This is a genomic window from Undibacterium sp. TC9W (genome assembly GCF_049339865.1).
Taxonomy (GTDB): Bacteria; Pseudomonadota; Gammaproteobacteria; order Burkholderiales; family Burkholderiaceae_D; genus Undibacterium.
In genome coordinates this window covers 195544-220102 of sequence record NZ_JBMPPJ010000004.1, presented here as the reverse complement: position 1 = coordinate 220102, position 24559 = coordinate 195544, and the positions used below count along the sequence as shown (strand labels likewise).

General features: G+C 51.1%; 15 protein-coding genes and 3 pseudogenes. 9 read left to right on the top strand and 9 right to left on the bottom strand.

Going from position 1 to position 24559, the window contains the following annotated elements; all coding sequences use genetic code 11:
* Nucleotides 1–9 precede the first annotated feature (9 nt).
* The 3 genes from ACO0LN_RS06905 (at nucleotide 10) to ACO0LN_RS06895 (ending at nucleotide 3652) form a co-directional block, all read left to right on the top strand.
* Entirely contained in the window at nucleotides 10–1386 is a 1377-nt protein-coding gene (locus ACO0LN_RS06905; protein WP_422972215.1) for a phosphomannomutase/phosphoglucomutase, read from the top strand.
* 172 nt (nucleotides 1387–1558) lie between these two features.
* A complete protein-coding gene (gene waaC / locus ACO0LN_RS06900) occupies nucleotides 1559–2554 on the top strand; it encodes a lipopolysaccharide heptosyltransferase I (RefSeq protein ID WP_422972213.1) in 996 nt (331 codons plus the stop codon).
* A gap of 270 nt (nucleotides 2555–2824) precedes the next feature.
* On the top strand, nucleotides 2825–3652 hold the full coding sequence (locus ACO0LN_RS06895) for a helix-turn-helix domain-containing protein (RefSeq protein WP_422972211.1): 828 nt from the start codon (nucleotides 2825–2827) through the stop codon (nucleotides 3650–3652).
* A gap of 21 nt (nucleotides 3653–3673) precedes the next feature.
* On the opposite strand, the gene ACO0LN_RS06890 is transcribed toward ACO0LN_RS06895, so the two are convergent.
* The 5 genes from ACO0LN_RS06890 to ACO0LN_RS06870 form a co-directional block, all read right to left on the bottom strand.
* Nucleotides 3674–4666, bottom strand: coding sequence for a proline dehydrogenase family protein (locus ACO0LN_RS06890; protein WP_422972209.1), 993 nt, complete (start codon nucleotides 4664–4666; stop codon nucleotides 3674–3676).
* Nucleotides 4667–4904: 238 nt separating this feature from the next.
* Nucleotides 4905–5345, bottom strand: coding sequence for a hypothetical protein (locus tag ACO0LN_RS06885; RefSeq protein ID WP_422972207.1), 441 nt, complete (start codon nucleotides 5343–5345; stop codon nucleotides 4905–4907).
* 53 nt (nucleotides 5346–5398) lie between these two features.
* Entirely contained in the window at nucleotides 5399–6088 is a 690-nt protein-coding gene (locus ACO0LN_RS06880; protein WP_422972205.1) for a TonB family protein, read from the bottom strand.
* A gap of 63 nt (nucleotides 6089–6151) precedes the next feature.
* Nucleotides 6152–6997: a 3-deoxy-8-phosphooctulonate synthase gene (kdsA, locus tag ACO0LN_RS06875; RefSeq protein WP_110256067.1), complete on the bottom strand. Its 846-nt coding sequence runs from the start codon at nucleotides 6995–6997 to the stop codon at nucleotides 6152–6154.
* 172 nt (nucleotides 6998–7169) lie between these two features.
* Nucleotides 7170–8168, bottom strand: coding sequence for a hypothetical protein (locus tag ACO0LN_RS06870; protein WP_422972203.1), 999 nt, complete (start codon nucleotides 8166–8168; stop codon nucleotides 7170–7172).
* Between the two features lie 391 nt (nucleotides 8169–8559).
* Between ACO0LN_RS06870 and ACO0LN_RS06865 the strand changes: the two genes are divergently transcribed.
* Both ACO0LN_RS06865 and waaA read left to right on the top strand, forming a co-directional pair.
* Entirely contained in the window at nucleotides 8560–9462 is a 903-nt protein-coding gene (locus tag ACO0LN_RS06865) for a DMT family transporter (RefSeq protein ID WP_422972201.1), read from the top strand.
* A gap of 3 nt (nucleotides 9463–9465) precedes the next feature.
* Nucleotides 9466–10743 (top strand): lipid IV(A) 3-deoxy-D-manno-octulosonic acid transferase, encoded by a 1278-nt coding sequence (waaA, locus tag ACO0LN_RS06860; protein ID WP_422972199.1) that lies wholly within the window; start codon nucleotides 9466–9468, stop codon nucleotides 10741–10743.
* Here waaA and ACO0LN_RS06855 read toward each other — a convergent pair.
* The gene (locus ACO0LN_RS06855) at nucleotides 10738–16026 is read right to left on the bottom strand and encodes a two-component regulator propeller domain-containing protein (RefSeq protein ID WP_422972197.1); all 5289 of its coding nucleotides are present in this window, start codon (nucleotides 16024–16026) and stop codon (nucleotides 10738–10740) included. The genes waaA and ACO0LN_RS06855 overlap by 6 nt on opposite strands.
* 699 nt (nucleotides 16027–16725) lie before the next feature.
* On the opposite strand from ACO0LN_RS06855, the gene ACO0LN_RS06850 reads away from it, so the two are divergent.
* Nucleotides 16726–19215, top strand: coding sequence for an adenosylcobalamin-dependent ribonucleoside-diphosphate reductase (locus tag ACO0LN_RS06850; protein ID WP_422972195.1), 2490 nt, complete (start codon nucleotides 16726–16728; stop codon nucleotides 19213–19215).
* Between the two features lie 828 nt (nucleotides 19216–20043).
* On the opposite strand, the pseudogene ACO0LN_RS06845 reads toward ACO0LN_RS06850, so the two are convergent.
* Nucleotides 20044–20749: pseudogene (locus ACO0LN_RS06845) on the bottom strand (IS6 family transposase).
* Between the two features lie 69 nt (nucleotides 20750–20818).
* Here ACO0LN_RS06845 and ACO0LN_RS06840 point away from each other — a divergent pair.
* Nucleotides 20819–20908: pseudogene (locus ACO0LN_RS06840) on the top strand (IS6 family transposase); the annotation flags it as partial.
* Nucleotides 20909–21426: 518 nt separating this feature from the next.
* On the top strand, nucleotides 21427–21825 hold the full coding sequence (locus ACO0LN_RS06835) for a hypothetical protein (protein WP_422972193.1): 399 nt from the start codon (nucleotides 21427–21429) through the stop codon (nucleotides 21823–21825).
* Between the two features lie 145 nt (nucleotides 21826–21970).
* On the opposite strand, the pseudogene ACO0LN_RS06830 reads toward ACO0LN_RS06835, so the two are convergent.
* Nucleotides 21971–22270, bottom strand: a pseudogene (locus ACO0LN_RS06830) (IS3 family transposase); the annotation flags it as partial.
* Nucleotides 22271–22375: 105 nt separating this feature from the next.
* On the opposite strand from ACO0LN_RS06830, the gene ACO0LN_RS06825 reads away from it, so the two are divergent.
* On the top strand, nucleotides 22376–22990 hold the full coding sequence (locus ACO0LN_RS06825) for a tetratricopeptide repeat protein (RefSeq protein ID WP_422972516.1): 615 nt from the start codon (nucleotides 22376–22378) through the stop codon (nucleotides 22988–22990).
* A gap of 625 nt (nucleotides 22991–23615) precedes the next feature.
* Here ACO0LN_RS06825 and ACO0LN_RS06820 read toward each other — a convergent pair.
* Nucleotides 23616–24533 (bottom strand): CapA family protein, encoded by a 918-nt coding sequence (locus tag ACO0LN_RS06820; RefSeq protein ID WP_422972191.1) that lies wholly within the window; start codon nucleotides 24531–24533, stop codon nucleotides 23616–23618.
* Nucleotides 24534–24559: the final 26 nt, after the last annotated feature.

Genomic DNA, 24559 nt, shown 5'->3' with positions numbered 1-24559 from the left:
AAAATAATCATGTCCCTACTCTCCCCCAGCATATTCAAAGCCTACGATATTCGCGGCATCATCGATAAAACCCTGGATGCAGAAGTTGCCCATCTGATAGGCCAGGCTTTTGGCAGTGCCGCCATCGCCAAGGGCGAGAAAGCTGTGGTCATAGGCCGCGATGGCCGCTTGTCCGGCCCCGACCTTATCACGGCACTGGCCAAGGGTTTGCAATCGACTGGCGTGGATGTCATCGACCTCGGTGTAGTCGTCACCCCCATGGTGTATTTTGGCACCAATGTGCTGGGCGCGACATCCGGCATCATGGTCACTGGCAGCCACAATCCACCTGACTACAATGGTTTCAAAATGGTACTGGCTGGTGAAGCAATTTATGGCGATGCCATACAAGCCTTGTACCAAACCATATTGAACAAGGATTTCAAACAAGGCAGCGGCAACTACCGCACGCATGACATCAAGGCGGCTTATCTTGAACGCATCATTGGTGACGTGAAAGTTGCCCGTCCTTTGAAAATTGCCGTCGATTGCGGCAATGGCGTGGCTGGTGCATTTGCCGGAGAGTTGTATCGCGGTATGGGTTGTGAAGTCATCGAACTGTTTTGTGAAGTCGATGGCACTTTCCCCAACCACCATCCTGACCCAGCTCACCCGGAAAACCTGCAAGACCTGATACGCTGCCTGCAAACCACTGATGCAGAAATAGGCCTGGCATTTGATGGCGATGGCGACCGTCTCGGTGTCGTTACCAAGGATGGCCAGATCATCTACCCAGACCGCCAGCTCATGCTGTTTGCCGAAGACGTATTGACACGCAACCCCGGCGCGCAGATTTTATATGACGTCAAATGCACACGCCATATCGCCCCTTGGGTAAAAGCCCGTGGCGGTGTCCCGCTGATGTGGAAAACCGGTCATTCCCTGGTCAAGGCCAAGTTGCGCGAAACCGGCTCACCTCTCGGTGGCGAAATGAGTGGCCACATTTTCTTCAAAGACCGCTGGTATGGTTTTGATGATGGGCTGTATGCTGGTGCTCGCCTGCTGGAGCTCGTCAGCCGCGTGGCTGACATGACAGCCACGCTGAACAACTTGCCACAATCCACCTCGACACCAGAACTGCAATTGCAACTGGCTGAAGGCGAAAACTTCAAGATCATCGCCGCCATGCAGGCGAATGCCAGCTTCCCTGGTTCCGATGAAATCATCACCATCGATGGCCTGCGCGTGGAATACCCCGACGGTTTCGGCCTGGCCCGTTCATCCAACACTACTCCGGTGATTGTCATGCGCTTCGAAGCCGAAAACCCTGAAGCACTGGCACGCATACAGGGCGCAATGAAGCAGGCTGTGCTGGCTGTGAAGCCAGATGCTGTCTTGCCATATTAATTTCCAAGACCGAAAAGATCACCACAGAGACACCGAGACACAGAGAAAGGCAGGAGAAAATCTTTTAAGATAAGAGTGTTTAGTAAGAACTCTTCACATCTTTAGTTTTTCTCTGTGCTCCTCTGTGTCTCTGTGGTGAGCAGTTAGGTCTTCACCCGTATCTACTATCCAAGTGAAAATCCTTCTTGTTCGTGTCTCGTCGCTGGGCGATGTTTTGCATAATATGCCCATCGTGGATGACTTGCGTCGCCAGTTTCCGCAGGCGCGTATAGACTGGGTGGTGGAAGAGGCCTATGTGCAACTGGTGCGGCTCAATCCAGGTGTGGATCAGGTCTTCCCCTTCGCCCTGCGCCGCTGGCGCAAGAGTCTGGGACAGGCAGCGACACTGCAGGAGATCAAAAATTTCTTTCGCCAATTACGGCAAGAGCAATATGACCTCGTGCTTGATACCCAGGGCTTGCTCAAAACCGGCATCATCATGGGCCTGGCAAAAACCGTCAAAGGCGGCAAGAAAGTCGGCCTCGCCAATGGCACTGAAGGTTCGGGTTATGAAGGCATTTCCAGAATTTTCCACGACATCAGCGTACCGGTAGATAAGCGTACTCATGCCGTCCTGCGCGGCCGTCTGGTTGCTGCCGCTGCTGGCAGCTATACCGTCAACACACCTGCCAGCTTTGGCTTGCAGGCACCGGAGATACCCGCTGACCAGCATGCATGGTTGCCAGCTACACCATATGCAGTGTTCTTTCATGGCACTGCAGGTGCAGCCAAGAAATGGCCGCGTGAAAACTGGCAAGCGATTGCCGCCGAATTAAAAAACTACGAATTGCCGATACTGCTCCCTTGGGGCAGCGCAGTTGAAAAAGCTGAGGCCGAAGCGATGGCTGCTGTCATGCCTAACGCCAGCGTCTTGCCTGCACTATCCATGCAGGCAGCAACCCTGCTGGCGCAAAAGGCGCATTTGGCAATTGGTGTCGATACCGGCCTGACGCATATCGCCGCAGCTTACGAAACACCCACAATAGAAATCTATTGCGCTTCACCGCGCTGGAAGACTGAGGGCAACTGGTCAGACAAGATTATTAATCTTGGGGATAATGGGGAGTCTGCAACTGTTGACGAAGTCAGAGCAGCGATCAGTAAATTGCTAGGATCAGCAAACAAGTAATAATGTCCAAGATGGTCCAATGATTCGCCAATCTGAGCAACGTCATTCCAGCGTGCTTTTGGCTGGAATCCTGCGGCGTTCATGGCATACTATGCGGCAAATTAATTTCAGAGTTGTACTTCACGAACTCGCTTTTCAAATACCTTCGTAAGCAATTTAAGGCCACAGGCCGGGGTAGCCCGACAGCCCCCTTCTCTTGCATTCGCCAAGACGTCAGGAAAATGCCAGATACGGTAAAATAAAACCCCGCCTGTCAATATACCGCGAACCATGGCATCCCCTTCCAGCCACAGCGCTTCACCCAATTTCTGGCATGACGAAAAGCTGCCATTTATCGAGATGCGGTCTATCAAGGGAGCGCGCAGCATAGGCTACGCGAAGCACTCGCATGAGAGCTTTTCCATCGGCGCAGTTACTGGCGGAAAGAGTACCTACCTGAACGGCAAAATGAAAGAGCAGGTAGGTGCGGGGACGGTCGTCATTATCAATCCTGAAGAGATGCATGCCTGCAATCCCGTTGTTGATGAGCCCTGGTCTTACCACATGTTGTATGTCGATCATGCATGGTTGGCGGCGCTTCAGCACGAACTTGGTTTTAGTGCCAATGCTGATTTCAGACCGTTTTCGACAATATCGACCAATTCCCTGTTTGTGGAATTGACCTCTCTATGTGCGATTTTAGCGGATGAACATGTGGATCAATTGCAAAAGCATGGCGCTGTGATCGACTTTTTCTCGGTGCTGCAAAACCGGCTTGATCCGATATCCACCAGCAGCAAGGACGCCAACGTCAAGCTCATGCGTGCGGCGGAATTCATCAAGGAAAACTTCAAGCGTAGCCTTAAACTTGAAGAAATCTGCGCCGCTGCCGAATTGTCGCCTGCCTATCTGATACGCGCTTTCAAGCATCAATTCGGCATGACGCCTCATGCCTATCTGATCAATCACCGTATTCAACAGGGCCGCGCCCAGCTCAGACGCGGCCATGCCATAGCCGACATTGCCATCGACATTGGGTTCTCGGATCAGGCGCATTTTCAACGCGCTTTTAAACAACATCTGGCAGCCACACCCGGTCAGTATCGGGGTCGCGGATAGACTCATACCTTCATAAGCGAATTATGATGATGCTTCCATGACGTCGATCACTGCCTGATATAGCCGCACAGGTTCCTCCGCAATACGGTTGAGTACGTAAAGAAAATACTCTTCGCCAAACACCGCATATTCCCGTGTCGGGAAACCCTGCTTCTGCAAGCTATCAAGCAAATCAGTGCCAAGACCGATCAGGGATTCAAATTCATAGCTATCGCGACGTACATGCTCGCTTGATATAAAGGCAGATAATTCCTCTTGAATTTGACCATCATGGGTCGCTATCGAACATAGATGGCCGGTCGTGAGCAAGGCCTTTGCGTAGCGTCGATAGCTGGCTGCCAGTTCAGTGCTATTGCGGCTGTAAGCAATATTTTCTGCCTCCAGAAATGCGCCCTTGACCAGGCGTATCCGCCCAGGATACGCCATCAACGCCGGAAGATCTTGCGCGCTGCGATGCAGCTTGGCGGGCACGGTAATGCCAACATTGCTCAGGCCCGCCTCCGTATGCAAGCGGCCATAGATGGCATAAATATTGTCAGCACGATCCGATCCCTCCATGGAAATCATGACCTCACGCCCCACCGCTGCTGCGGCTGTGGCGATACGCTTCATATTTTGGAACCCAAGTTCGGCATCAATCACTGATCCCACGTGTGACAGGTCCAGGGAAATCGAACAGCGCAAGCTCTGCCTATCGATAGCCGCAATCAATTCAAGGAATATGGCTGTTTCTGCCATCGCCTTGCCTTCGTCCCGGCAACTCTCCCCCATGTATTCAGCCGACCCGGCATGGCCTCTTGCATTGATTTGTTCTATGCGCCGCAGCAAATCTGGAATTGTCTCGCCTGCGACATAGCGCCTAGCCACGCGTTGCATATAGGGACGTAAGATTGGATCGTAACAAAACCGCGCCTTGGCTTCTTCATCCAGTGCCAATTGGCGAAGTTCATTCGCCGCCTGCGCAACCAGTGGCTGCCATGCCGCTGGAAATGTTGGCAAATTTGATTCTTTCATACTTAACTCCGATCGAAAAATGGAAAGGAGTCAATGGTGGCGGGATACTGCGCCAAAGTATTGAAGAAAACTGCCCTCTTCCTGAGTCCGAGTCAAAGCGCAGGTGCGCAACACTGCCAGGTAACGCGATGATGATTGCCGCACCAGGTAATAAATGTGTAATTGCCCGCTTAACAGACGTCCGCAGCCAGCTTTAGCTTCTCACATCCATCTGGACCGCATGCGGTTGACGCTAAACTCAAATAGGCGAACAAATGGCAGAGAATTTTTCCTGATGTCGTAAAAGGATGGGCCGGATAAATGGGGTAATCGACCATGCGTCGCTCAAATCCTCAGTATCAGTGCATGACCAATACCAGACAAGATGAATATGTATGTCAATATCTCGCTCAAGCAAGTCCAGAAACTGCTTCCAGCTCTCGCTACGCAGAAAATTCTCTTTTCTATCTATGGCGTCGCAAGATGATTGCACTAACATAGCCATGAGCGTGAATTTTTCGTCTTCGCTCAACTCGCCACTATCATAGGCAACAAGAAATTCATCTATCCTGTTTGCATCAGCAACTTCATATTCCCAATCCTGCATATTTTTTGTATTGGGCAAATTGAAGCGTATTACCAGTGCCTCTATGGCGGCTCTGGTGGGGAAGCGGTAAAAATGATCGAGGTCTGCGAACATGTTTGTTTTAAACATCTTTACCGGAAAATACACTCGCCAATGATGCCGGATATTTAATTTGAACGCAGGGGTAAAAGGCGCAAGGAAATATATGATGAGCGGTTTCTTTTGTTATTCATGCCTGGCGTGAATTTGCAAGAGTTGACGAGCTTCATACTCTCTTCGTTTAATTTGGAGTCAATTGGCCATTCAAGATTGGTTTTATCTATAGTACCATCCACGTTCAGACGAACGCCTATGACGATGCCACGTCCAGGCTCATCGTCCTTTGCAAAACTGACAAACTCGGATTTGATGCAGGTGTCGGCCAGCACTTCTGGTCTCTTTTCAGGTTGGTCTTCAAGGCTCCACATAAACCTTACTCTGATACGATTTTTTCCTTCGCCAGGGCTTTCATAAATCTTGCACCCTCTCAGAGCCATCAACACAGCTTCATCCAAAATCCGCCAGCCGCTGCTACGGGCTACTTCAGCCATCACCACATGTCCGGTAGAACTTATAACGATGTCAACTACCGTTTTACCATCTATCCCGGAGAGCGCTATGCCTCGCGAATATTCAGGTGTTCTGCAACGATCAAGTAAAGAAGCTTTTTCTGGAGCAGTTCCCTGAACCTGACCAGTCTTTTCATTGTTCGTGTCCGCCTTTGATTCAGCCTGCGGTTGAGCATTTGCTATTCCATAATGTACATTGAACAGTGTCAGTAAAACGAAACAGGAAGCAGAGATTTTATTGTTGAGCATTTTTTTAAAAGTATCAGATCAAGACCAGGCAAGGCCAACAAAGCCCTCAAATGGACTTTGAGATCAAATCTCCAGCTTGGCAAACGACTTCACCAAATCATCCAGCGACTTCAATTGCGCCAGGAAAGGTTCCAGTTTATCCAGCGGCAAGGCGCTGGGGCCATCACATTTCGCTTGCGCCGGATCAGGATGCGCTTCGAGGAACAGGCCTGCCAGGCCAGTTGCCATGCCAGCACGTGCCAGTTCGACGATTTGTTCGCGACGGCCACCGGAGGCTGCTGCGCCAGCTTCGCGTTGTTGCAGGGCGTGGGTAACGTCGAAGATGACAGGCAGGTTGTTGGTGACTTTTTTCATGACAGCAAAGCCGAGCATATCGACCACCAGGTTATCGTAGCCAAAGCAGGTGCCGCGATCGCAGAGTATCAGTTGGTCATTGCCTGCTTCCCTGAATTTCTCGACGATGTTTTGTACTTGTGAAGGGCTGAGAAATTGCGGCTTCTTGATGTTGATGACGCGGCCAGTTTTGGCGAGTGCGACCACGAGGTCAGTCTGGCGTGCCAGGAAGGCGGGCAGTTGCAGGACATCCACCACTTCTGCCACTTGCGCGGCTTGCCATGGCTCATGCACGTCGGTAATCAGGGGTACACCAAATTCTGCCTTGATGGCTTCAAATATCTTCAAGCCTTCTTCCAGGCCAGGGCCACGGTAAGAATGGATGGAAGAACGGTTGGCCTTGTCGAAACTGGCCTTGAAGACATAGGGGATGCCCAGCTTGCTGGTGACGCGCACGTATTCTTCGGCAACGCGCAAGGCCATGTCTTTGGATTCCAGCACGTTCATGCCGCCGAACAGGACGAAGGGGCTTTGGTTGCTGGCTTGAATTTGTGGGGTGATGGCTACGGTAGTCAAGATGATTCCAGTTCTTAAAAATAGGCTGTTAAAACTATATGTACAAGCGATTTATTTTCAGCAATACCTTAGAGGCTGTTGCAAAGTTAAGATGGCTAGGCGCGGCCGACGCAGACAGTACTTTAGTACGGCAAGGAGGCGCAACAACGCCAGATTAATTTTGCAACGGCATCTAAGAAACCCAGCGTAAATAATCTTGCCATTGCGGATCAAATTCGCTGCTAATATCAAACTCCAGCTGGGCAAAGTTTTGTGCCAGTTTGCGCGCCTTGGCCAGGGCGGTTTCTACATCGCTGACATGCCAGTTCATGCTGCGCACATTGCCGTGCAGGGTGATCTGGCTGGTGATGCCCTCCTGGGTTTGCGCGAGCAGGGTTTCAAGCTGGTCTTCAAACTCGCGGGCGGCTTCAAGATCATCTTTATTGTCCAGTGTCACATCAACCTGCACGCGCCACAGCATGTCGGCCCTGCCAACCAGCGCCATGGCAGATTCATTGCGTTGTACCAGCAATTTGTCGTCAGGGTCGGTATTGCTGACGAGCTCAAAACCTGTCCATTCATTTTCACCGGTCGGGAACAGGGCCGTATGCCCAAGCTCATCGCGCCAAAAATGATCAAGCACAGCCGGGAAGGCAACCAGGCTGACCGTGTCTTGTCCAGCTTCGTCTTCCATGAATTCTACCGGGCCTATCTTGATGGCAAAATCATATTCACCGATGGCATGGTCCAGCAGGATGAAGGACATGTGCCTGGCATGATCGACCATGTCTTGCGGTATGGGTTTGGCAAACCATAATTGCAAACCCACTCTGCCTGCGTCGGCATAATGACCGACCAGCACATCGGCAGGGCTGAGACTGAAATTATCCATGGACATGCCAAACTCACCCATTTCTGTGCGCGCCCGGAAGGCCGTTACATTGCTGAACATGGTCAGTTTGGGCGCTGTCTGCGTCAGCGTCATAACATCCTGGAAATGTTCGGTCGCGCCATGGGCCGTGATGATCAGGTCATAGACGCCATCTTCAGTCTTGCCTTGCAATTCAGCAGCCAGCTTGGGGAAATGGGGTTCCAGCAATGCATTGATGGCTTCCATGACATCGCGGATTTCCATTTGCTGTAATTGTGGCTGTGCATTTGCCAGTGCTTGCCAGAAAATATCTGTGCTCATCTATTCATGTCCAGGATGGTGAAGGGCTCAACATGTCCTTGCATGTTGTTTAAGAGGCATAGGATATCATTTTATGGGGGTGGTTTTATAGAAGTGCAAAGTGCCTTTCAGCTTTGCTAAATTTTCAAGCAACATGTTTAGCGACGAACGCCACCAGGCTCCTGCTTGCGCAGGAGCGACGATTTTAGAGTCTTGCCTGTATCAAATTACCCTCTCTGCAAGGTCAAAGAACTTGCATTAGAGACAAATAATTACAAAATTTGGAAAGACTGCAACCCTTGTTGATAAAAAACACACATCCTCTGCTATGTATTAAGCTCCAGCAAGACATACACCCCTGCACACCGTTTTCAGGTATATTCCCACCTCTTCGCCCACACTCCCAAGCTTGATGTCTGCTCATCGTAAAAATCTTGATGGTTTTGCCATTTCCCTCATGCTGGTGCTGTGCCTGTGCTGGGGTTTGCAGCAGGTGGCGGTTAAATTGGCGGCGCCTGTTATCGGTGCCACTATGCAGCTGGGTTTGCGGTCCGGGCTGGCGGCGGTGCTGGTGTTGCTGCTGATACTTATCAAAAAGCTTCCATTTTCTTTGCGCGACAAACATCTCATGCCCGGTATTACGGCGGGTGTTTTGTTCGCTGTTGAATTTTTATGCATATCGCTGGGGTTGAAATACACCACGGCTTCACATATGTCGGTGTTCTTATATACCGCCCCTATTTTTACCGTGCTGGGCCTGCACTGGTTGATCCCGGCTGAGCGTTTGCAATCGACACAGTGGCTGGGTATCTTGTCGGCATTTGCGGGTGTGGCCATCGCTTTCTCTGGTGCCTTCAGTAGCAGCCAGCGCGATGTGGCTGACATGCTCATCGGTGACAGCTTTGGTGTGGCGGCAGCGGTGTTGTGGGCAGCGACGACGATTACCATACGCAAGTCCAGCCTGTCCGAGGCAGAACCAACGACCACGCTGTTTTACCAGTTGGCGGTGGGCGCAGCGATCCTGCTGGCATTTGTCACGCTGCGTGGCGAAAGCCTGCCCACGCAATGGGATATAACCAGCATCGTCAGCCTGGTTTTTCAGACGGTGGTGATTGCCTTTGCCAGTTACCTGACCTGGTTCTGGCTGATGCGGCGTTATCTGGCTTCGCGCCTTTCTGTGTTTTCTTTCCTGACACCCTTGTTCGGCGTGGCCGCTGGTGTCATTCTTATGCACGATCCCATTAGCCCGCGCTTTGCGCTGGGTGCAGTGCTGGTCTGTGGTGGTATTGTATTGGTGAATTTCCGTCGGACATAAAGCATGCGTCTTCTTTACTCCCTGGTATGGGGCCTGTCCCTGCCGTTTGCCCTGTTCCGCCTCTGGTGGCGTGGCCGCCTTGAGCCCGGTTATCGTCAGCATATCGCCGAACGCCTGGGCTTTTACCAAGCTTCTGCAAGCGTGCCAACGATCTGGGTGCATGCTGTCTCAGCCGGTGAAACACGTGCGGCTGAACCGCTGATACGTGCCCTGCTGGCACGCTGCCCTGAGCACCGCATCCTGCTGACACACATGACTGCCACCGGGCGTGAAACTGGCTGCAAGCTGTTTGCCGATGTCGGCCCGCGCCTGCAACAGGCATTTTTGCCGTATGACATCAACTGGATGATCGTGCGCTTCTTGCGACATTTTTCGCCGCAATTGTGCATATTGATAGAGACAGAAGTCTGGCCCAACCTGATTGCCCAGTGTGAGGCCAAGTCCATCCCGGTAACGCTGGTGAATGCCCGTTTGTCAGAAAAGTCTTTGCGCAAGGCACAGCGTCTGGCTTCGCTGATACTGCCTGCGGCACGTGCCATCAGCAGTGTGGCGGCACAATCTAATCCCGATGCCCTGCGTCTTCATGAGCTGGGCATAGAACAACCGGGTGTTACTGGCAACATGAAGTTTGACGTGACACCGCCGCCATTGATGGGTGAGCGCGGTGCAGCCCTGCGCCGCAGCTTTGGCGAGCGCCAGGTGATCTTGTGCGCCAGCACCCGCGATGGCGAAGAAGAACTGATACTGCAAGCCTTTGTTGAGCAGGTGCCTTTGCTGCAAACCAACCCGCTGCTGATCATCACGCCACGCCACCCGCAACGCTTTGACCATGTGGCCGGCCTGCTGGAATCACATGGCATTAAATATCTGCGCCGCTCCAGCCTGAACCATGAAGAAATTGCCCCCATAGGTGAAGACATACAAGTCGTGCTCGGTGACAGCATGGGCGAGATGTATATGTACTATGCGGCCTGCGATATCGCCTTTGTCGGTGGCAGCCTGGTACCACTCGGTGGCCATAACCTGATTGAAGCCTGTGCCATGGGCAAGCCTGTACTGACAGGCACGCATACCTTCAATTTTTCCGAGATCACTGACCAGGCTATTGCCAGCGGTGCGGCCTTCCGTGTCGATGGTGCGCTGAGCCTGTTCCGCCAGGCTCATGCCCTGCTGGCTGACAAGCCAAAATGCCAGCGCATGGGTGAGGCAGCCTACACGTTCTTTTTGCAGCATCAGGGCGCAACTGCACGTACCATGCAGATGCTGGAAAAATATCTATGATGCGATACTGCCGACAGGGCTGACATTATCGAGTATCTGCAGAGCCGCCTCAAAGTCAAACGCCTGCAGGGCCCGCACAAATTCATCAGCCTGCGCCCCCAATACCTGGTGCATGCTGAGCTGGTGGGTGTTGAAATAATCCAGTGCTTCACTGTCTGAGTCTTCGAGATACTGGCGCAAGGTCGTGAACAAATCAGCGATTTCTGCTGCATCAGTAGTATTTCGGCCTCGACCTGTCTGCTCTGCCTCCTTCTCCTGCATCGCGGCTTTGCTCGCCTGATCTTGCAAAGCCTGTTTGAGCGCATTGATAAGCTCTGCACTGGCCGCACTGAATTTTTGTAGCAGTGCCTCATTCTCTTCAGAATTCTCTATGGCCAGCTCCAGTTCGGTGGATACTGCAGCCAGGTCATTTGCACCGATATTGCCAGCCGCACCGCGCATGGTATGTGCTTCGCGCTCTGCCGTGCCACGGTCACCCCGCTCCAATGCCTGCCTGATCTTGTCTGGCGTACTTGCAGCACTCTCAACAAAGATTTGCAGCAGGCGCAGGTAAAGATCAAGATTCTGGCTACAACGGCGCAAGGCAGGGGCAACATCGACACCAGGGATAGTCAGATCGTGCACGGGGGCTTCTGGCTTGACAGGCTCCGCCTTGGTGGCTGGTGTGGCAGGTGTATCGGGTGCGGTACCAACAGCCGCTGCAGTCACTGCTGGTGCTGATGCCGAGTCTTCAGCCTGATAACCTGGCATACGCTGGCCACACCAGCGGGCAAGAGTGGCAAAGAAACTGTCAGGGTCTATCGGCTTGGCGATATGGTCATTCATGCCGGTATCAAGGCAGCGTTGCCGCTCTTCATTCATGGCGTGCGCGGTCATGGCGATGATGGGCAAGTCCAGCCATTCGGGGTAAGAGCGGATGACGGTAGTGGCGGCATAGCCATCCATCTCCGGCATTTGCAAGTCCATCAGCACGATGTCATACGGGTTGCCCTGGTTCAGCTTGTCGATGGCAATACGGCCATTGTCGGCCACATCGACGATCATGCCTGCCTCAGTCATCAGCTCAGCAGCAATTTGCTGGTTGATATGATTGTCTTCGACCAGCAGGATGCGCATGCCTTCAAAGCGGCAGTCGCTATGTGTCTCAACTGCAGTGCTGGCAGGCGCCTCACGCGATGTGGCACTGATACGCAGCAAGACCTCCAGCAAACCGGCCATGCCTGTGGGCTTGGACAGATAGGCGAGCGGTGCATAAATCCTGGCCTGCATGGTGGTTTCATCAAAACTCATGGTGGTCAGCATGATGACCTGGGGTGCTTCCTTGCCCATGCTGGCGGCGATGGCATTCATGGTGGCAGCACCATCCATGTCTGGCATGTGGGCATCAAGCAACAGCAGATCATATGGCTGAGCATGTACCCTGGCTTCGCTCAGCATGTGCAGGGCCAGCTTGCCGCTGTTGGCGGCGTTCACTATCAGGCCAAGTTGCTGGCCCAGCTTTTGCAAATGCATGCGGGCAACGTCATGGTCATCCACGACCAGCAGTTTCAGGCTTTGTACCTGTTCAGGCAAGACGATTTGCGGAGCCGGGGTAGCAAACGCGAACCAGGAAGTGAAATGAAAATTGCTGCCCTTGCCTACCTGGCTTTCAACCCAGATCGTGCCACCCATGAGTTCAACCAGGTGCCTGGAGATAGTCAGGCCCAGCCCGGTGCCACCATATTTGCGGGTAGTGGAACTGTCGGCCTGGGTAAAGGCCTGGAACAGGTTGTCCTGCTGCTCTTCTGTCATGCCGACGCCGGTATCCTGCACGCTGAATTGCAGTTGCACCTTGTCGACTTCTGCCTGCACCTGCTTGACCAGGATAATGACAGAACCCTGATCGGTAAACTTGATGGCATTATTGACCAGGTTGGTAATGATCTGGCCCAGGCGCAAGGGGTCGCCGCGCATGCTGTGCGGTACATGGGTATCGATATCAAATACCAGTTCTATGTCTTTTTCTGCGACCTTGTGGGCAACGATGGTGGCAACATCGTCGATGACATCGGCCAGTACAAATTCGGCAGATTCTATATCGAGCTTGCCTGCTTCTATCTTGGAAAAATCCAGGATGTCATTCACCACGCCGAGCAGCGAAGTACCAGCGCTGTGGATTTTGTCGATATAGTCGCGCTGCTTGATGCTCAGGCGGGTTTTCTTGGCCAGGTGCGAGAGACCGATGATGGCATTCATCGGTGTGCGTATTTCATGGCTCATATTCGCCAGGAAATAGGACTTGGCAATGGTAGCCTGCTCGGCCTGCTCCTTGGCTTCGCGCAATTCATCTTTTTGCAGATAGGTCTCGGTTTCATCTATCCAGAAACCGTTCCATATCCAGTCACCATTGACGCGTTTGGGATTCACGGTTTGCGAGCGTAGCCAGCGCACCTTGCCATCGACCAGGACGCGCTGGTGGAAATTGCTGGAGGTACGGTTATCAACGGCCCGGTTCAGGCTGGCCTCGGCAATTTCACGGTCTTCTGCCAGCGTAGTGCGCCAGCGGGCGTCCTTGTCGGCCAGCAAGTCTGCTGCTGGCACACCCATGACGTTTTTCACATTCTCGCTGACATAGGCATACTCTCTTTGCCCATCCGGCCTCTCACGGTATTGATAAACCGAGAGTGGCAAGACATCGGTGAGATCGGTCAGGCGCTTGCGTTCACGGTCCGCCTCGGCAGTTCTCTGCCTGACCAGTTCTTCGAGCTGGCTTTGCTGGTAAGAGAAACGGCTGACACGCCAGCGATAGACCAGGAAAATCAGTCCCAGCAGGATAAGGCTGACAATGATCCTGAACCACCACTCCATCCAGAATGGTGGCGTGATGGTGATGAGCAGGCTGGCCCCTTCTTCGCTCCACTCGCCATCCTTGGTGGCGGCACGCGTCCTGAACACATATTCGCCTGCGCCCAGATTGGTATAGTTGGCAGCACGGTGGGCACCGTCTATCTGTACCCAGTCCTGGTCAAAGCCATCGAGCTTGTAGGCATAGCGATAATGCAGAGGGTCGGAATAATTCAGCGCGGCAAACTCTATCGATACGACACTGTGCTTGTAAGATAGGGTGATGGATCTGGCATCAGAAATATTGCCGCCCATCTTCACTCCTGCAGGCAATTTGCCGCCACGTACGGACTGGTTGAAAATCAAAAAATCAGTAATTGTTGTGACAGGTTTGGCAGTGTTATCGCGTATGGCTTTAGGATAAAACCAGGCCATGCCCTGGAAGCCACCAAAATACAATGCACCGTCAGCATCGCGGTGGCTGGCCCCTACCGTGAATGTGCCATCGATGAGGCCATCATCGGCGGAATATTTTTTGATGGTATTCCTGTCCGGTCCGAGTTTGTACAAACCGCCATCGGTGCTGATCCACAGATTGCCAGCTTCATCTTCAGCAAAACCGGCGGTCGCATCATTCCCCAATGCACCACCGTAACGAATAAAACTGATCTTGCCATCAGCGCCCTGCACCATCTGGTTCAGGCCACTGGCCGTGCCTACCCAGATCACCCCGGCCTTGTCTTCATACACGGCATATACGCGGCTATGGCTAAGGCTATCCGGGTTATCGGGATCGTGGGCATGGTGTTCAAAGCGGCCTGTGCTGCGGTCCAGCCTGTCGAGGCCGCCAAAGCTGCCCACCCAGAACTGGTCGCGACGGTCAAACAGGATGGACACTACCCGGCCATGGGCGAGGCTGTCGCTGTCCCTGGGATTGTGCATATAGCGCTTGAACTTGCCGCCCTGCATGAGGTTCAGGCCATCATCGCTGCCCACCCACAGATTGCCCGCCCTGTCATAGGCCAGTGAATGCACGATGCTGGAACTGATGCTGTCTGCCTGCTTGGGGTCATTCTGGAAATGCTGCGCACGCGCGGTCACGGTGTCGAACAGGTTCAGGCCATCCTGGGTGCCGACCCAGAGCTTGCCCTCAGGTGCCAGCTTCAAAGCCCTGATCTTGCTATTACTGAGACTGTTTGGCACGCTGTCGAGGTGATAATAGGCGCGCACCTGACCGCTGGCCTTGTCGAGACGGTTCAGGCCATCGCCGGTACCTATCCAGACCACGCCGTCCTTGCTGGTGATGGCTGAGACTGTATTATTGCTGAGGGTCTTGGCTTCACCCGGCAAATGCAGCAGGCGCTCGAACCCACCACTGGCAAGATTGGTGCGGCTGGCACCACCAAGCCAGGTGCCTACCCACAAAGTGCCGGTACGGTCTTGCAACAGCCGCGTGACGCGGTTGTCAGCCAGACTGTGCCTGTCACTCGCATGATGGCGGTACGACGAGAATTTGTTGTCAGCAGTGCTCCAGCGTTTGAGGCCATCATCGGTGCCTGCCCAGATCACGCCATCTCGGTCTTCCAGCAAAGAAGTGACAGGGCCAGGATCAAGACCTTCAGCCTGCCCAAAGCGGCGTTTTTGCTGATGGTCACGGGACCACAGCTCCAGCCCTGCCGAGGTGGCTATCCACAGGTTACCCTGTTTATCGCTGAGCAGGGCCTGTACATTATTGTGGCGCGGGTCTGGTCTGGCATCGCTGTCCAGGCGAAAATTCTCGAAGGCGGTCTTGCCCCGGTACATGACACTGAGACCAGCATTGCTGCCTGCCCACAGGTTGCCATCCTTATCCAGGTTCAGTGCACTGACCTGGTCACTGGCGATGCTGGTGGCATCCTTGTCGTCATGACGCAGAATCTGGAAACGGGCAGTATCCGGGTCAAAATGCGCGAGGCCATCACCTGTTGCCAGCCACAGGCCTGAGCTGCTGTCACTGATGATGGCCTGTATCTGGTTGCCGCCAGAGCTGCGGATATCGGCAAGGTTGCGCTTATACCTGACCATGGTCTCGGTTGCCATGTCATAACGGTGCAGGCCGCCATTGCGGGTGCCCACCCATATCCTGCCCTTGTCATCCTGATGCAGTGCCCAGACCCAGTTATCGGTGAGGCTGTCTGTACGGCTAGGGTCATGGCGGAAAAATACCACCTTGGCACCGTCATAGCGATGCAGCCCCCCCTGGGTGCCAAACCACATATAGCCCTGGCGGTCTTGCAGCATGGATTGCACGGATTCATGCTGGAAACCCTGGTCACGCCCAACCTGCTCAAAACGCAGGCTCTGCAGACTGACAGCATGGGCAGGCTGGCAAAACAAAAGGAAAACCAGGCACAGCAAGCTAGTGCAGGCGAACAGGAACTGAGGAAAAGTATATCGCCTAGCCAAACTGCCCTGCCTCATTATGTGCCCTCTGTTTTTATTGAATTTCTTGGATCAAATTTTGTTCAAGTATATGTTATACAGTCATTAAGAAATCACTGTTAGCCCTGAGATTCGCAGAGTTTTTCACAGTTTGTAGGGAATTCGCTAAAAAGCGGCAAGTTTGGCTAGACTTACTGACATCAGAGCCCTGTCTGGACGCAAGTGGAAACAAAAAACTAAACATTCAAGTAGCAAAAATACATATATGGCTGGCAAGCCGGATGAGGAATTTTTTTATCGCTACAAATCTGCTCATGCCATACAGACATGATTGCCGGAAAGATAAAGTCCGGCCCAACTCCCTGCATTTTTATCCAAAAATCGTGCATCGTTCAGGCAGTTTTCACCAGGCGCGAACGTGGCGCATTTCTTTGCGAAATTCTGGCTTGGCAATTTTGTTATGCCTTGCTGACAAGATTGCCCTTATCTAGATTCAGCTCAAGAAAAATTGTCGCGGCGGGGTTTATAATGGGAGCCATCAGACATCAGGATGGTTAACATTGCGATGCCTTAAATTCAATAGGGCAATACTTCGCAATACTTCTTTCAATAAGGACTACACCATCCTGCTTCCCATCTAATACCCAGGAAAATCAACCTGGCACCCTGTCTGTTTTCTTTAACAGGCAAGGTTTAGGATTCATCTCTGCAACAAAGTAACAAAGAAAAATTATTCATATGAACGCAAACGAAAAAATTTTAGGATTGACAGAAATGTCTCCTCAAGAAATCTCCCTTGATGTCTTGCTCGAAAAATATGCAAAAGGCGATGAAGTCACCATCCATGATGTGCAGGCTCGCGTTGCCAAAGCACTCGCCAGTGTAGAGCAGCCAGACTTTCAGGCGTACTACGAAGAAAAATTCTTGTGGGCACAAAAGAATGGTTTCGTCCCAGCAGGCCGTATCAATTCTGCCGCTGGCATGGACTTGCACGCCACCCTCATCAACTGCTTCGTACAACCGGTAGGTGATTCTGTTTCCAGCGCCACCGATGGCAAGCCCGGCATTTATACTGCCCTGGCCGATGCAGCAGAAACCATGCGTCGCGGTGGTGGTGTAGGCTATGACTTCTCGACCATACGCCCCAAGGATGCACTGGTGCGCGGCACGCGTTCGCGCGCTTCTGGCCCCGTGTCATTCATGCAGGTCTTCAATGCCTCCTGCTCGACCGTTGAATCTGCCGGTGCCCGTCGTGGTGCGCAGATGGGCGTTTTGCGTGGTGACCATCCTGATATCCTGGAATTCATACGCTCCAAGGATCAAGGGGGGTTGACGAATTTCAATATCTCCATCGGCGTTACCGATGAGTTCATGGAAGCAGTGGCCAAAGACACGGATTACTGTCTGGTCCACAAAGCTGAACCTGGAGAAGACAAAAAAGAAGCCGGCGCTTATCAGCGTGAAGATGGCCTGTGGGTATATCAAACGGTGCGCGCGCGTGACTTGTGGGATGAGGTCATGAAATCAACCTACGACCATGCAGAACCGGGCATCCTGTTTTTGTCGCGCATGAATGCAGAGAATAATCTTTACTATTGCGAAAAAATCGAAGCCACCAATCCATGTGCAGAGCAACCGCTACCTGACTACGGTTGCTGTTGCCTGGGTTCTATCAACCTGACCCGCTTCATCAAGGGTGCATTCACTGATGCTGCCGAGTTTGATTTTACTGCGTTTGAAGCAGTGGTGACTGTGGCGACACGCATGCTCGACAATGTGCTCGATGCCACTGCCTGGCCTTTGCCTCAGCAAAAAGCAGAAGCCATGTCCAAGCGCCGCGTCGGTCTGGGCTTCCTGGGTCTGGGCAGCAGTCTGGTTATGCTGGGCCAGCGTTATGATTCCGACGCTGGTCGCGCTTTCGCGCAAAAAGTATCTGAAGTCATGCGCGATGCTGCTTATCTGGCATCAGCAGAACTGGCGAAAGAAAAAGGCCAGTTTCCATTGTTCGACAGCACAAAATATCTGTCCGGTGCTTTCGCCAAACGCCTGCCAAAAAATGTACGCAATGCGATTTCCAAACACGGTTTGCGCAATTCCCATTTGCTGTCCATCGCCCCTACCGGCACCATCACCCTGGCCTTTGCCGACAACGCATCGAACGGTATAGAACCGGCTTTTTCCTGGGTGTATAACCGCAAGAAACGCATGGCAGTTGGCGATGCTAAAGTCTATGAAGTGGCTGACCACGCATGGCGCCTGTACCGCCATCAGGGCAATGACGTATCTGACGACAGCAAGCTGCCAAAACAGTTTGTCACAGCCCTCAATATGTCAGCCAGCGACCACATGAAGATGTTGCAGGTCGTGCAGCCTTACATTGATTCTGCGATTTCCAAAACTGTCAACGTTCCGGCAGATTATCCTTACGAAGATTTTCAGAACCTCTACATGGATGCCTGGCGCGCTGGCCTCAAAGGCCTGGCAACCTATCGCCCGAATAGCATCCTTGGCAGCGTCCTGTCTGTCTCTGCTGAGCCAGCACCAGAAGTCAAACAGATACCTGACGATGACCTGCTGCGCAAGCAATTCGATGGCCGCCCATTTGGCGACCTCGAATCTGTGACTTCCAAAGTGCAGTACATGACGTATGAAGGCAAAAAGACGGTCTATCTGACAGTCAGCTTCATCCACATAGACGGCATGGTCGGTGGCGAGCGCGTGACTATCGAGCGCCCGTTTGAATTCTTCATGCCTGCGGGCCAAAAGAATGATGGCCAGCAATGGATATCAGCCAGCATGCGCCTGCTGTCGATGGCGGCCCGCTCAGGTGGTTCCATCGCCAAGGCACTGGCAGACATGCGTGAAGTGGTGTGGGACAAGGGTACAGTACGCTGCGGCATGATCACCAAGGACGATGGCTCACAGGCACCGCTGTTCCATGAATCCGAAGTCGCCGCCATAGGCTACTCGCTGCAACGCATACTGATGAAACGCGGCTTCCTCGACGCGGCCGGTAACCAGATCCCTATCACCGTGCTGGCAGAAAAATTCAAACAAAGAAGCCATCACTACGGCATGGATGACCTGGCCTATGAAGGTGAAAATGCTGCGCCTATCAGCTATATCCCCACCGGCAAAAAATGCCCGGATTGCGGCGCACATGCCTTGCAAAAAATAGACGGCTGCAGCCGTTGTGTTTCTTGTGGCTATGTTGGGGCTTGCGGTTAATTTCAACTAAGGTCATTGATCTCATTAATGTGGGTAACACCATAAGCTGCAAGTATTTTAAATATCAAAATAGTTGCGCAAAGCCGTCCAATTCAAATTGGACGGCTTTTTTTGCATAATCACTCAATAAATTTCATCTTCTTACTCACCATTAATTTTTGACAAACAAATGTGACTGCATCGTAAGCTTCCAAAAGCATTTGAAAAGCTTTTAATCCTTCCACATTCTGCATTGCATGTGCAGGCGATTCCCCAAGAGTCGGGTGGAACGTTGTTAACCAAATCTTCAGCAAGTCCGTTTAGCCAAATAGTTTAACTAGTCTTTCCAAAAGCTTATGGGGTCAATCTTCAGTGCAAATCAACACCACACCTCCATTTTTCTATGTTGTGTAACTGCCTCAGTATGATCGGACAAGTCATTGTTTGTAAATTGAATGACGCAGTCACGCGAAATGGCGAAATATGCTGAGAATTCGCGGACAAATTTTCTTTCCACTATGCCCATGAAAAAGGCCATCTTTGTGATGGCGTTTTTTTGTCGAAAAATCTGTAAAGACTTCCTATTTGACCCCGTATCGCGAATGCCGTTGGATGGGCCATGTCATTGATAGTCAACTGTTCTGTTGACTCTTCAGAAAGGCAAGTCGAACTGGCTTGGCTGGAAGCTTGTGGTTCGCGGTGTATGACTAATTTCACTCTTCACAGATTATTGTCAAATGCTTAACCGACTATGTACTTTAACAGGTATTGTCAACTTGCTGAACCGGGGCGGCGAATTGTACAATTCCAGGCGAACTTGCATCTGCCCGGGCAACACGGTGTCACGGATTAGGCATTTTTTGCTACGTCGGTGACCTCATTCCATATAAAAAATGCCTGTTTACGGACGTGTCGGTACTGTTCCGCTGTCAAGTGGTTCCGCTGACACCGTAAAGCATTGTTGATCGGGCCATGCGCCGACAAAAACGTTGAGCATGGCCGCATGACTTGAAGCGCCGCATTTGTCGTTCTCGTTGCCGCGTCGATTGATGCGAGAGTTCAGCCCGGTTATTGAGACCTTTGTGTTGGCGATGCCATACACGCGGCAAGATTTGCGTCTTCGCCGCAGCATAGCTCTTCAACTTGTCGGTGATTAGCACCCGCGGTGCGTTACGCAAGCCCTTGAGCAGCTTGCGAAAAAAACGTTTTTCTGCTTGTCGATTGCGCCGACTCTGCATCAGAATATCGAGCACATGACCGTTCTGAGCGACTGCACGCCAGAGGGAATGGTACTTGCCCTAGATTGTTAGCACCACCTCGTCGAGATGCCATTTTTCCTGCGCTCAGGTTGACGCCGACGAAGTTCATTGGCATAGCCTTGTCCGAACTTCAACGTCCATTGGCGAATCGTCTCGTACGTGACGATGATGCCACGGCTTGCCATCAGTTCTTCTATGTCGCGAAAACTCAGCGCGAACCGTAAGTAGAGCCAGACAACATGACTGATGATTTCTGTCGAGTAGCGGAAGTCGCGGTAAAGTGGGGATTTTTTTATCCCGCTAACTAACAAAATTTTCCAGTCTCCGTAAGTTGACAATACCCCAAACTCATCGCCTGCATCTAAACCATACATATGAACAAAAAGGGCCAGCTCAATTATCCCAAAGGAAATGTTGCGTCCCCTGCTGAGCAATTTTACAGTCTTGCGTTCTAATTTTCTAAAATAACCGACATCTCTACTTGTTCAACGCTCTTATTGCGAAATATCCTTATTCGCACCTACGCGACTGCATGTAAAAACACTATTTAACATGCAAATTAACATGTAAATAATGCATACAATAGCCTTAATTAAAGTTAGATCTTCAATCTGCTCAAGGGCGAATTCCAACCCGGCCTACTTTAAATACTGGCACGGACATTGCTAATATTAAATCATCTAAAAATAGCAAGCTTCGAAGTGCCTGTCGTAGCCTGAGCTTGGTGTAGGGCAGTTAATCGCCTAGACGAGCTGGGCTGTTTCTTTAGGTACTTTCGTCAAGATGTGATGAAGTTATGTAGCTCGTGTGAGCAATTCTATTGAGGTCAATGCAATTTCACATTAAGGAACCTTTGATCAAGTCCGGTTTGCCATTCGTAAGTCATTGATTTTTCCAGAATTAATATTACGATTTTGGACTTAATCAGAGGTACCTTAAGTCTTTTATTTTGAATTTTGCAAAAGGAAGTTTTATGTTGAAGAAAAAAAGTTTTTTGGGGAGTGTCGTAACGGCGACAAGTGTTTTTTTATGTCTGTTTATTATTGCAGAAGCGCACTCAGAAAATATTGACCTTATTTGCAAGCTGGACGATGTCGGCAAAGTCTCCATTCAGATTGACACTTCAAATGGAAAATATACAAAATTATGGCCATCCCGGCCGCCTGCTGAACAAGAAATTGTGTCAATCGATGAGAACACTATAGTACTGTCAACCCCCAAGACAAGCTTTATACATAATATTTGGATCGATAGAAAATCAGGAGAATATTTTCATAGAATCGACGAGAATTCGTGTAAAGGCGAAAAGTGGTGTCAAGGTTTTTACCATCATGGGCTTTGCCTACAAAGCGAGCGAGAAGGAAAATTTTGATTTCAACGCATTGACGCATTTCAAAGTCAATCGCCACCTTAAGAACATTCACCAAAATACGCGCCGCTAAGCAACGAGCGAATGGAAGGTGTAATTGAAAATAATATGAGCTTCCCTAGGTAATTAGTTCACCAATAGGTGAACTTCATCCGGCCAGATTCACTTGATTTTGATTCTTCATCCAGTCTCCCAGAAATTGCGCCGGCGAGCGGTAACCTAATGTTGAGTGTTGGCGGGTTCGATTATAAAACACTTCAATATATTCAAAGCTTGCTGCCTTCATTGCGCAATGGGTTGCGTAACGAATCCCATGATAGCGTTCATTCTTGAAGCTATTGAACCAACTCTCGGTGGGTGCATTATCCCAACAATTTCCTTTGCGGCTCATCGAGCAAATCATGCCATATTCCTTGAGCTTGCTCTGGAACGCATTGCTACCATATTCTACTCTAATGGAAAAGGTGTGCCCAAAGACTTGCAGCAGGCGGCCAGTTGGCATCGCAAGGCGGCAGAGCAAGCTAATGATAGAGCACAACTGAGCATTGCTAACATGTATGAACATGGTCATGGCTTGCCCAGAGATGAGCAGCAGGCGGTGCACTGGTATCGTAAAGCAGCGAAGCAAGGCAATCCAATTGAACAAGACTTTTTGGCGACCATGTACAGCAATGGCAAAGGTATCACCAAAGATAAACAACAGGCTTTTCACTGTTATGAACTGGCCGCACGGCAGGGTAATGTCAATGGGCAGTTCAACCTAGCTGTGATGTACTTTCTTGGAACAACGGTGCCCAAGGATGAAACTCAAGCTGCGGGCTGGTATCGTAAAGCCGCCGAGCAAGGGCACGCTCAGGCGCAATCAAACCTGGGCCTGATGTACGCGAATGGTCTTGGTTTGCCCAGAGATGAAAAACAAGCGGTGTGCTGGTTTCGTAAATCGGCAGAGCAAGGTGAGCCAAGGGCGCAAAACAGTTTGGGACTGATGTATGCCAATGGCCGTGGTGTGGAGCAAGATCAAGAACTTGCTTATTTCTGGCATTTGATGGCCAGGGCTGGCGGTAACGACGATGTGCAAAAAAATATAGACCTGCTTGAAAAGAAACTGACAGCCCTGCAAATTCGCAAGATACGGGCAGACGTCAGCTCCAGGAAAGCGCTTAAATAGTTTCAGGCCTTCAAACCGTAATGCCAGATGCGACTAAGCAAACCAACTGGCACTAGGATGTAGTCCCACGAAACATTCCGCTATCACTAGGCACCAGCGATATAAATGCGTGAAAGCAAGTGAGTGCCTCACCGAAGATGGATTTATTGCCGATAATTTTCATTGATTTTCAGTAGTATTAATTGACGTTGAGTCTGGTAAATTAATGGAAATGACAATTTTCCCCAAGTGGCAAGGAGAGCAGAAATTGAGCCTATGATGATAATCAGTCCAGATGCGGCTTCAAAATTAGTACATATAAATATCGGATTTCCTATCCTTATTCGTCTATGGAGTTAATCTGGATCAAGATTCAGGTTTCATCAAAAACCGCTCTGACGCATTTACTTGACCGTACCAAGTCGGCCAAGGCATTGAGTTTGGACATCGGTGATGCGGATATGGCGCAAGACAATTCACTGTTGAAATTACTTTGCTTGCGCCAATGGAACCCGACAAGGGAAATCTTGCAACATGGCCTATTCAGTCACCTAAGGACTTGAACGGTCATTGACCCGATGGAACGAGAGCTATCCGATCGCGCCTCCAAAAACATGTCGCCATGTTATTGATGAAACGAATCAATTCATTTCAGAATCTTATCAATCTCCTTCTGAGGCAACACACCCGCATAGACCGGAATACCGTTTTTGTCCAGTTTCGCGACATGAATCTTCCAGGCGATTTTATTGTCTGCAGAAAAGTTCAACTCCAATGCCCAGCCGGTTTGTGAGGCTTCGGTATGAAAGCCGTTGAAGACGAAATTGCCCAGGCTGTAGAAAATAGGTTTGCCTTTGTAGGTATCTATGTTTTGCGTCACATGTGGGTGACCGCCGACTACAGCATCGGCGCCTGCATCAATCATGATACGGGCCAGTTCTTCCTGGTGCCTGGATGCATCCGGCTCATGTTCCCAGCCCCAGTGTGGATAGGTGATGACAATATCAGCGCCTAGCTTTTCTTTCGCATTGCGGATATCAAATACCACCTGATCAGCATCGGCCCATGCAACGCCGGGTCTGTCTTCCAGGGCTTCAAAGCTGCGGGGAAAGAAATTGTCATAGCCTAATATGGCAATTTTATGACCATTCTTTTCGACCAGATAAGGCGCATGCGCTGAACGCAAATCACGGCCTCCACCAAAGTAAGGAATCTTTTCTTTTTCTAATAGGCCCAGCATCGTAGCAAAGGTATCTGGACCATAATCACCGGTATGATTATTCGCTAAAGATACGGCTGAAAAATGTGACTTGACGGTTTTTAACACCCTTGGATGGGCTAAAAAGGTAAATGGCTTGTCTTCTTTTTTTCCACTTGATCCGACTACGCATTCCAAGTTGCCAAAACTGAGGTCAGCCTGCTTGAATTGCTGCTGAAAAGCTGCAAACGGGTCTTTGCCCTGCTGTATCACCTTGCCTGGCAATTCATCGAGCATGAGATCGCCGACAAACAGCATGCGTACGTCCTGCTTTTGCGCATACACATTGCCACACAGGCTTGCCATACAGAGAAGGCCCAAAGAAAGCTGCT

Excerpts from the sequence above, each read along its gene's own strand:
- ACO0LN_RS06905 (WP_422972215.1), top strand. The coding sequence starts at position 10 with ATGTCCCTACTCTCCCCCAGCATATTCAAAGCCTACGATATTCGCGGC.
- ACO0LN_RS06895 (WP_422972211.1), top strand. The coding sequence starts at position 2,825 with ATGGCATCCCCTTCCAGCCACAGCGCTTCACCCAATTTCTGGCATGAC.
- ACO0LN_RS06890 (WP_422972209.1), bottom strand. The coding sequence starts at position 4,666 with ATGAAAGAATCAAATTTGCCAACATTTCCAGCGGCATGGCAGCCACTG.
- ACO0LN_RS06885 (WP_422972207.1), bottom strand. The coding sequence starts at position 5,345 with ATGTTCGCAGACCTCGATCATTTTTACCGCTTCCCCACCAGAGCCGCC.
- ACO0LN_RS06880 (WP_422972205.1), bottom strand. The coding sequence starts at position 6,088 with ATGCTCAACAATAAAATCTCTGCTTCCTGTTTCGTTTTACTGACACTG.
- ACO0LN_RS06870 (WP_422972203.1), bottom strand. The coding sequence starts at position 8,168 with ATGAGCACAGATATTTTCTGGCAAGCACTGGCAAATGCACAGCCACAA.
- ACO0LN_RS06865 (WP_422972201.1), top strand. The coding sequence starts at position 8,560 with ATGTCTGCTCATCGTAAAAATCTTGATGGTTTTGCCATTTCCCTCATG.
- waaA (WP_422972199.1), top strand. The coding sequence starts at position 9,466 with ATGCGTCTTCTTTACTCCCTGGTATGGGGCCTGTCCCTGCCGTTTGCC.
- ACO0LN_RS06855 (WP_422972197.1), bottom strand. The coding sequence starts at position 16,026 with ATGAGGCAGGGCAGTTTGGCTAGGCGATATACTTTTCCTCAGTTCCTG.
- ACO0LN_RS06850 (WP_422972195.1), top strand. The coding sequence starts at position 16,726 with ATGAACGCAAACGAAAAAATTTTAGGATTGACAGAAATGTCTCCTCAA.
- ACO0LN_RS06835 (WP_422972193.1), top strand. The coding sequence starts at position 21,427 with ATGTTGAAGAAAAAAAGTTTTTTGGGGAGTGTCGTAACGGCGACAAGT.
- ACO0LN_RS06825 (WP_422972516.1), top strand. The coding sequence starts at position 22,376 with ATGTATGAACATGGTCATGGCTTGCCCAGAGATGAGCAGCAGGCGGTG.
- ACO0LN_RS06820 (WP_422972191.1), bottom strand. The coding sequence starts at position 24,533 with ATGGCAAGCCTGTGTGGCAATGTGTATGCGCAAAAGCAGGACGTACGC.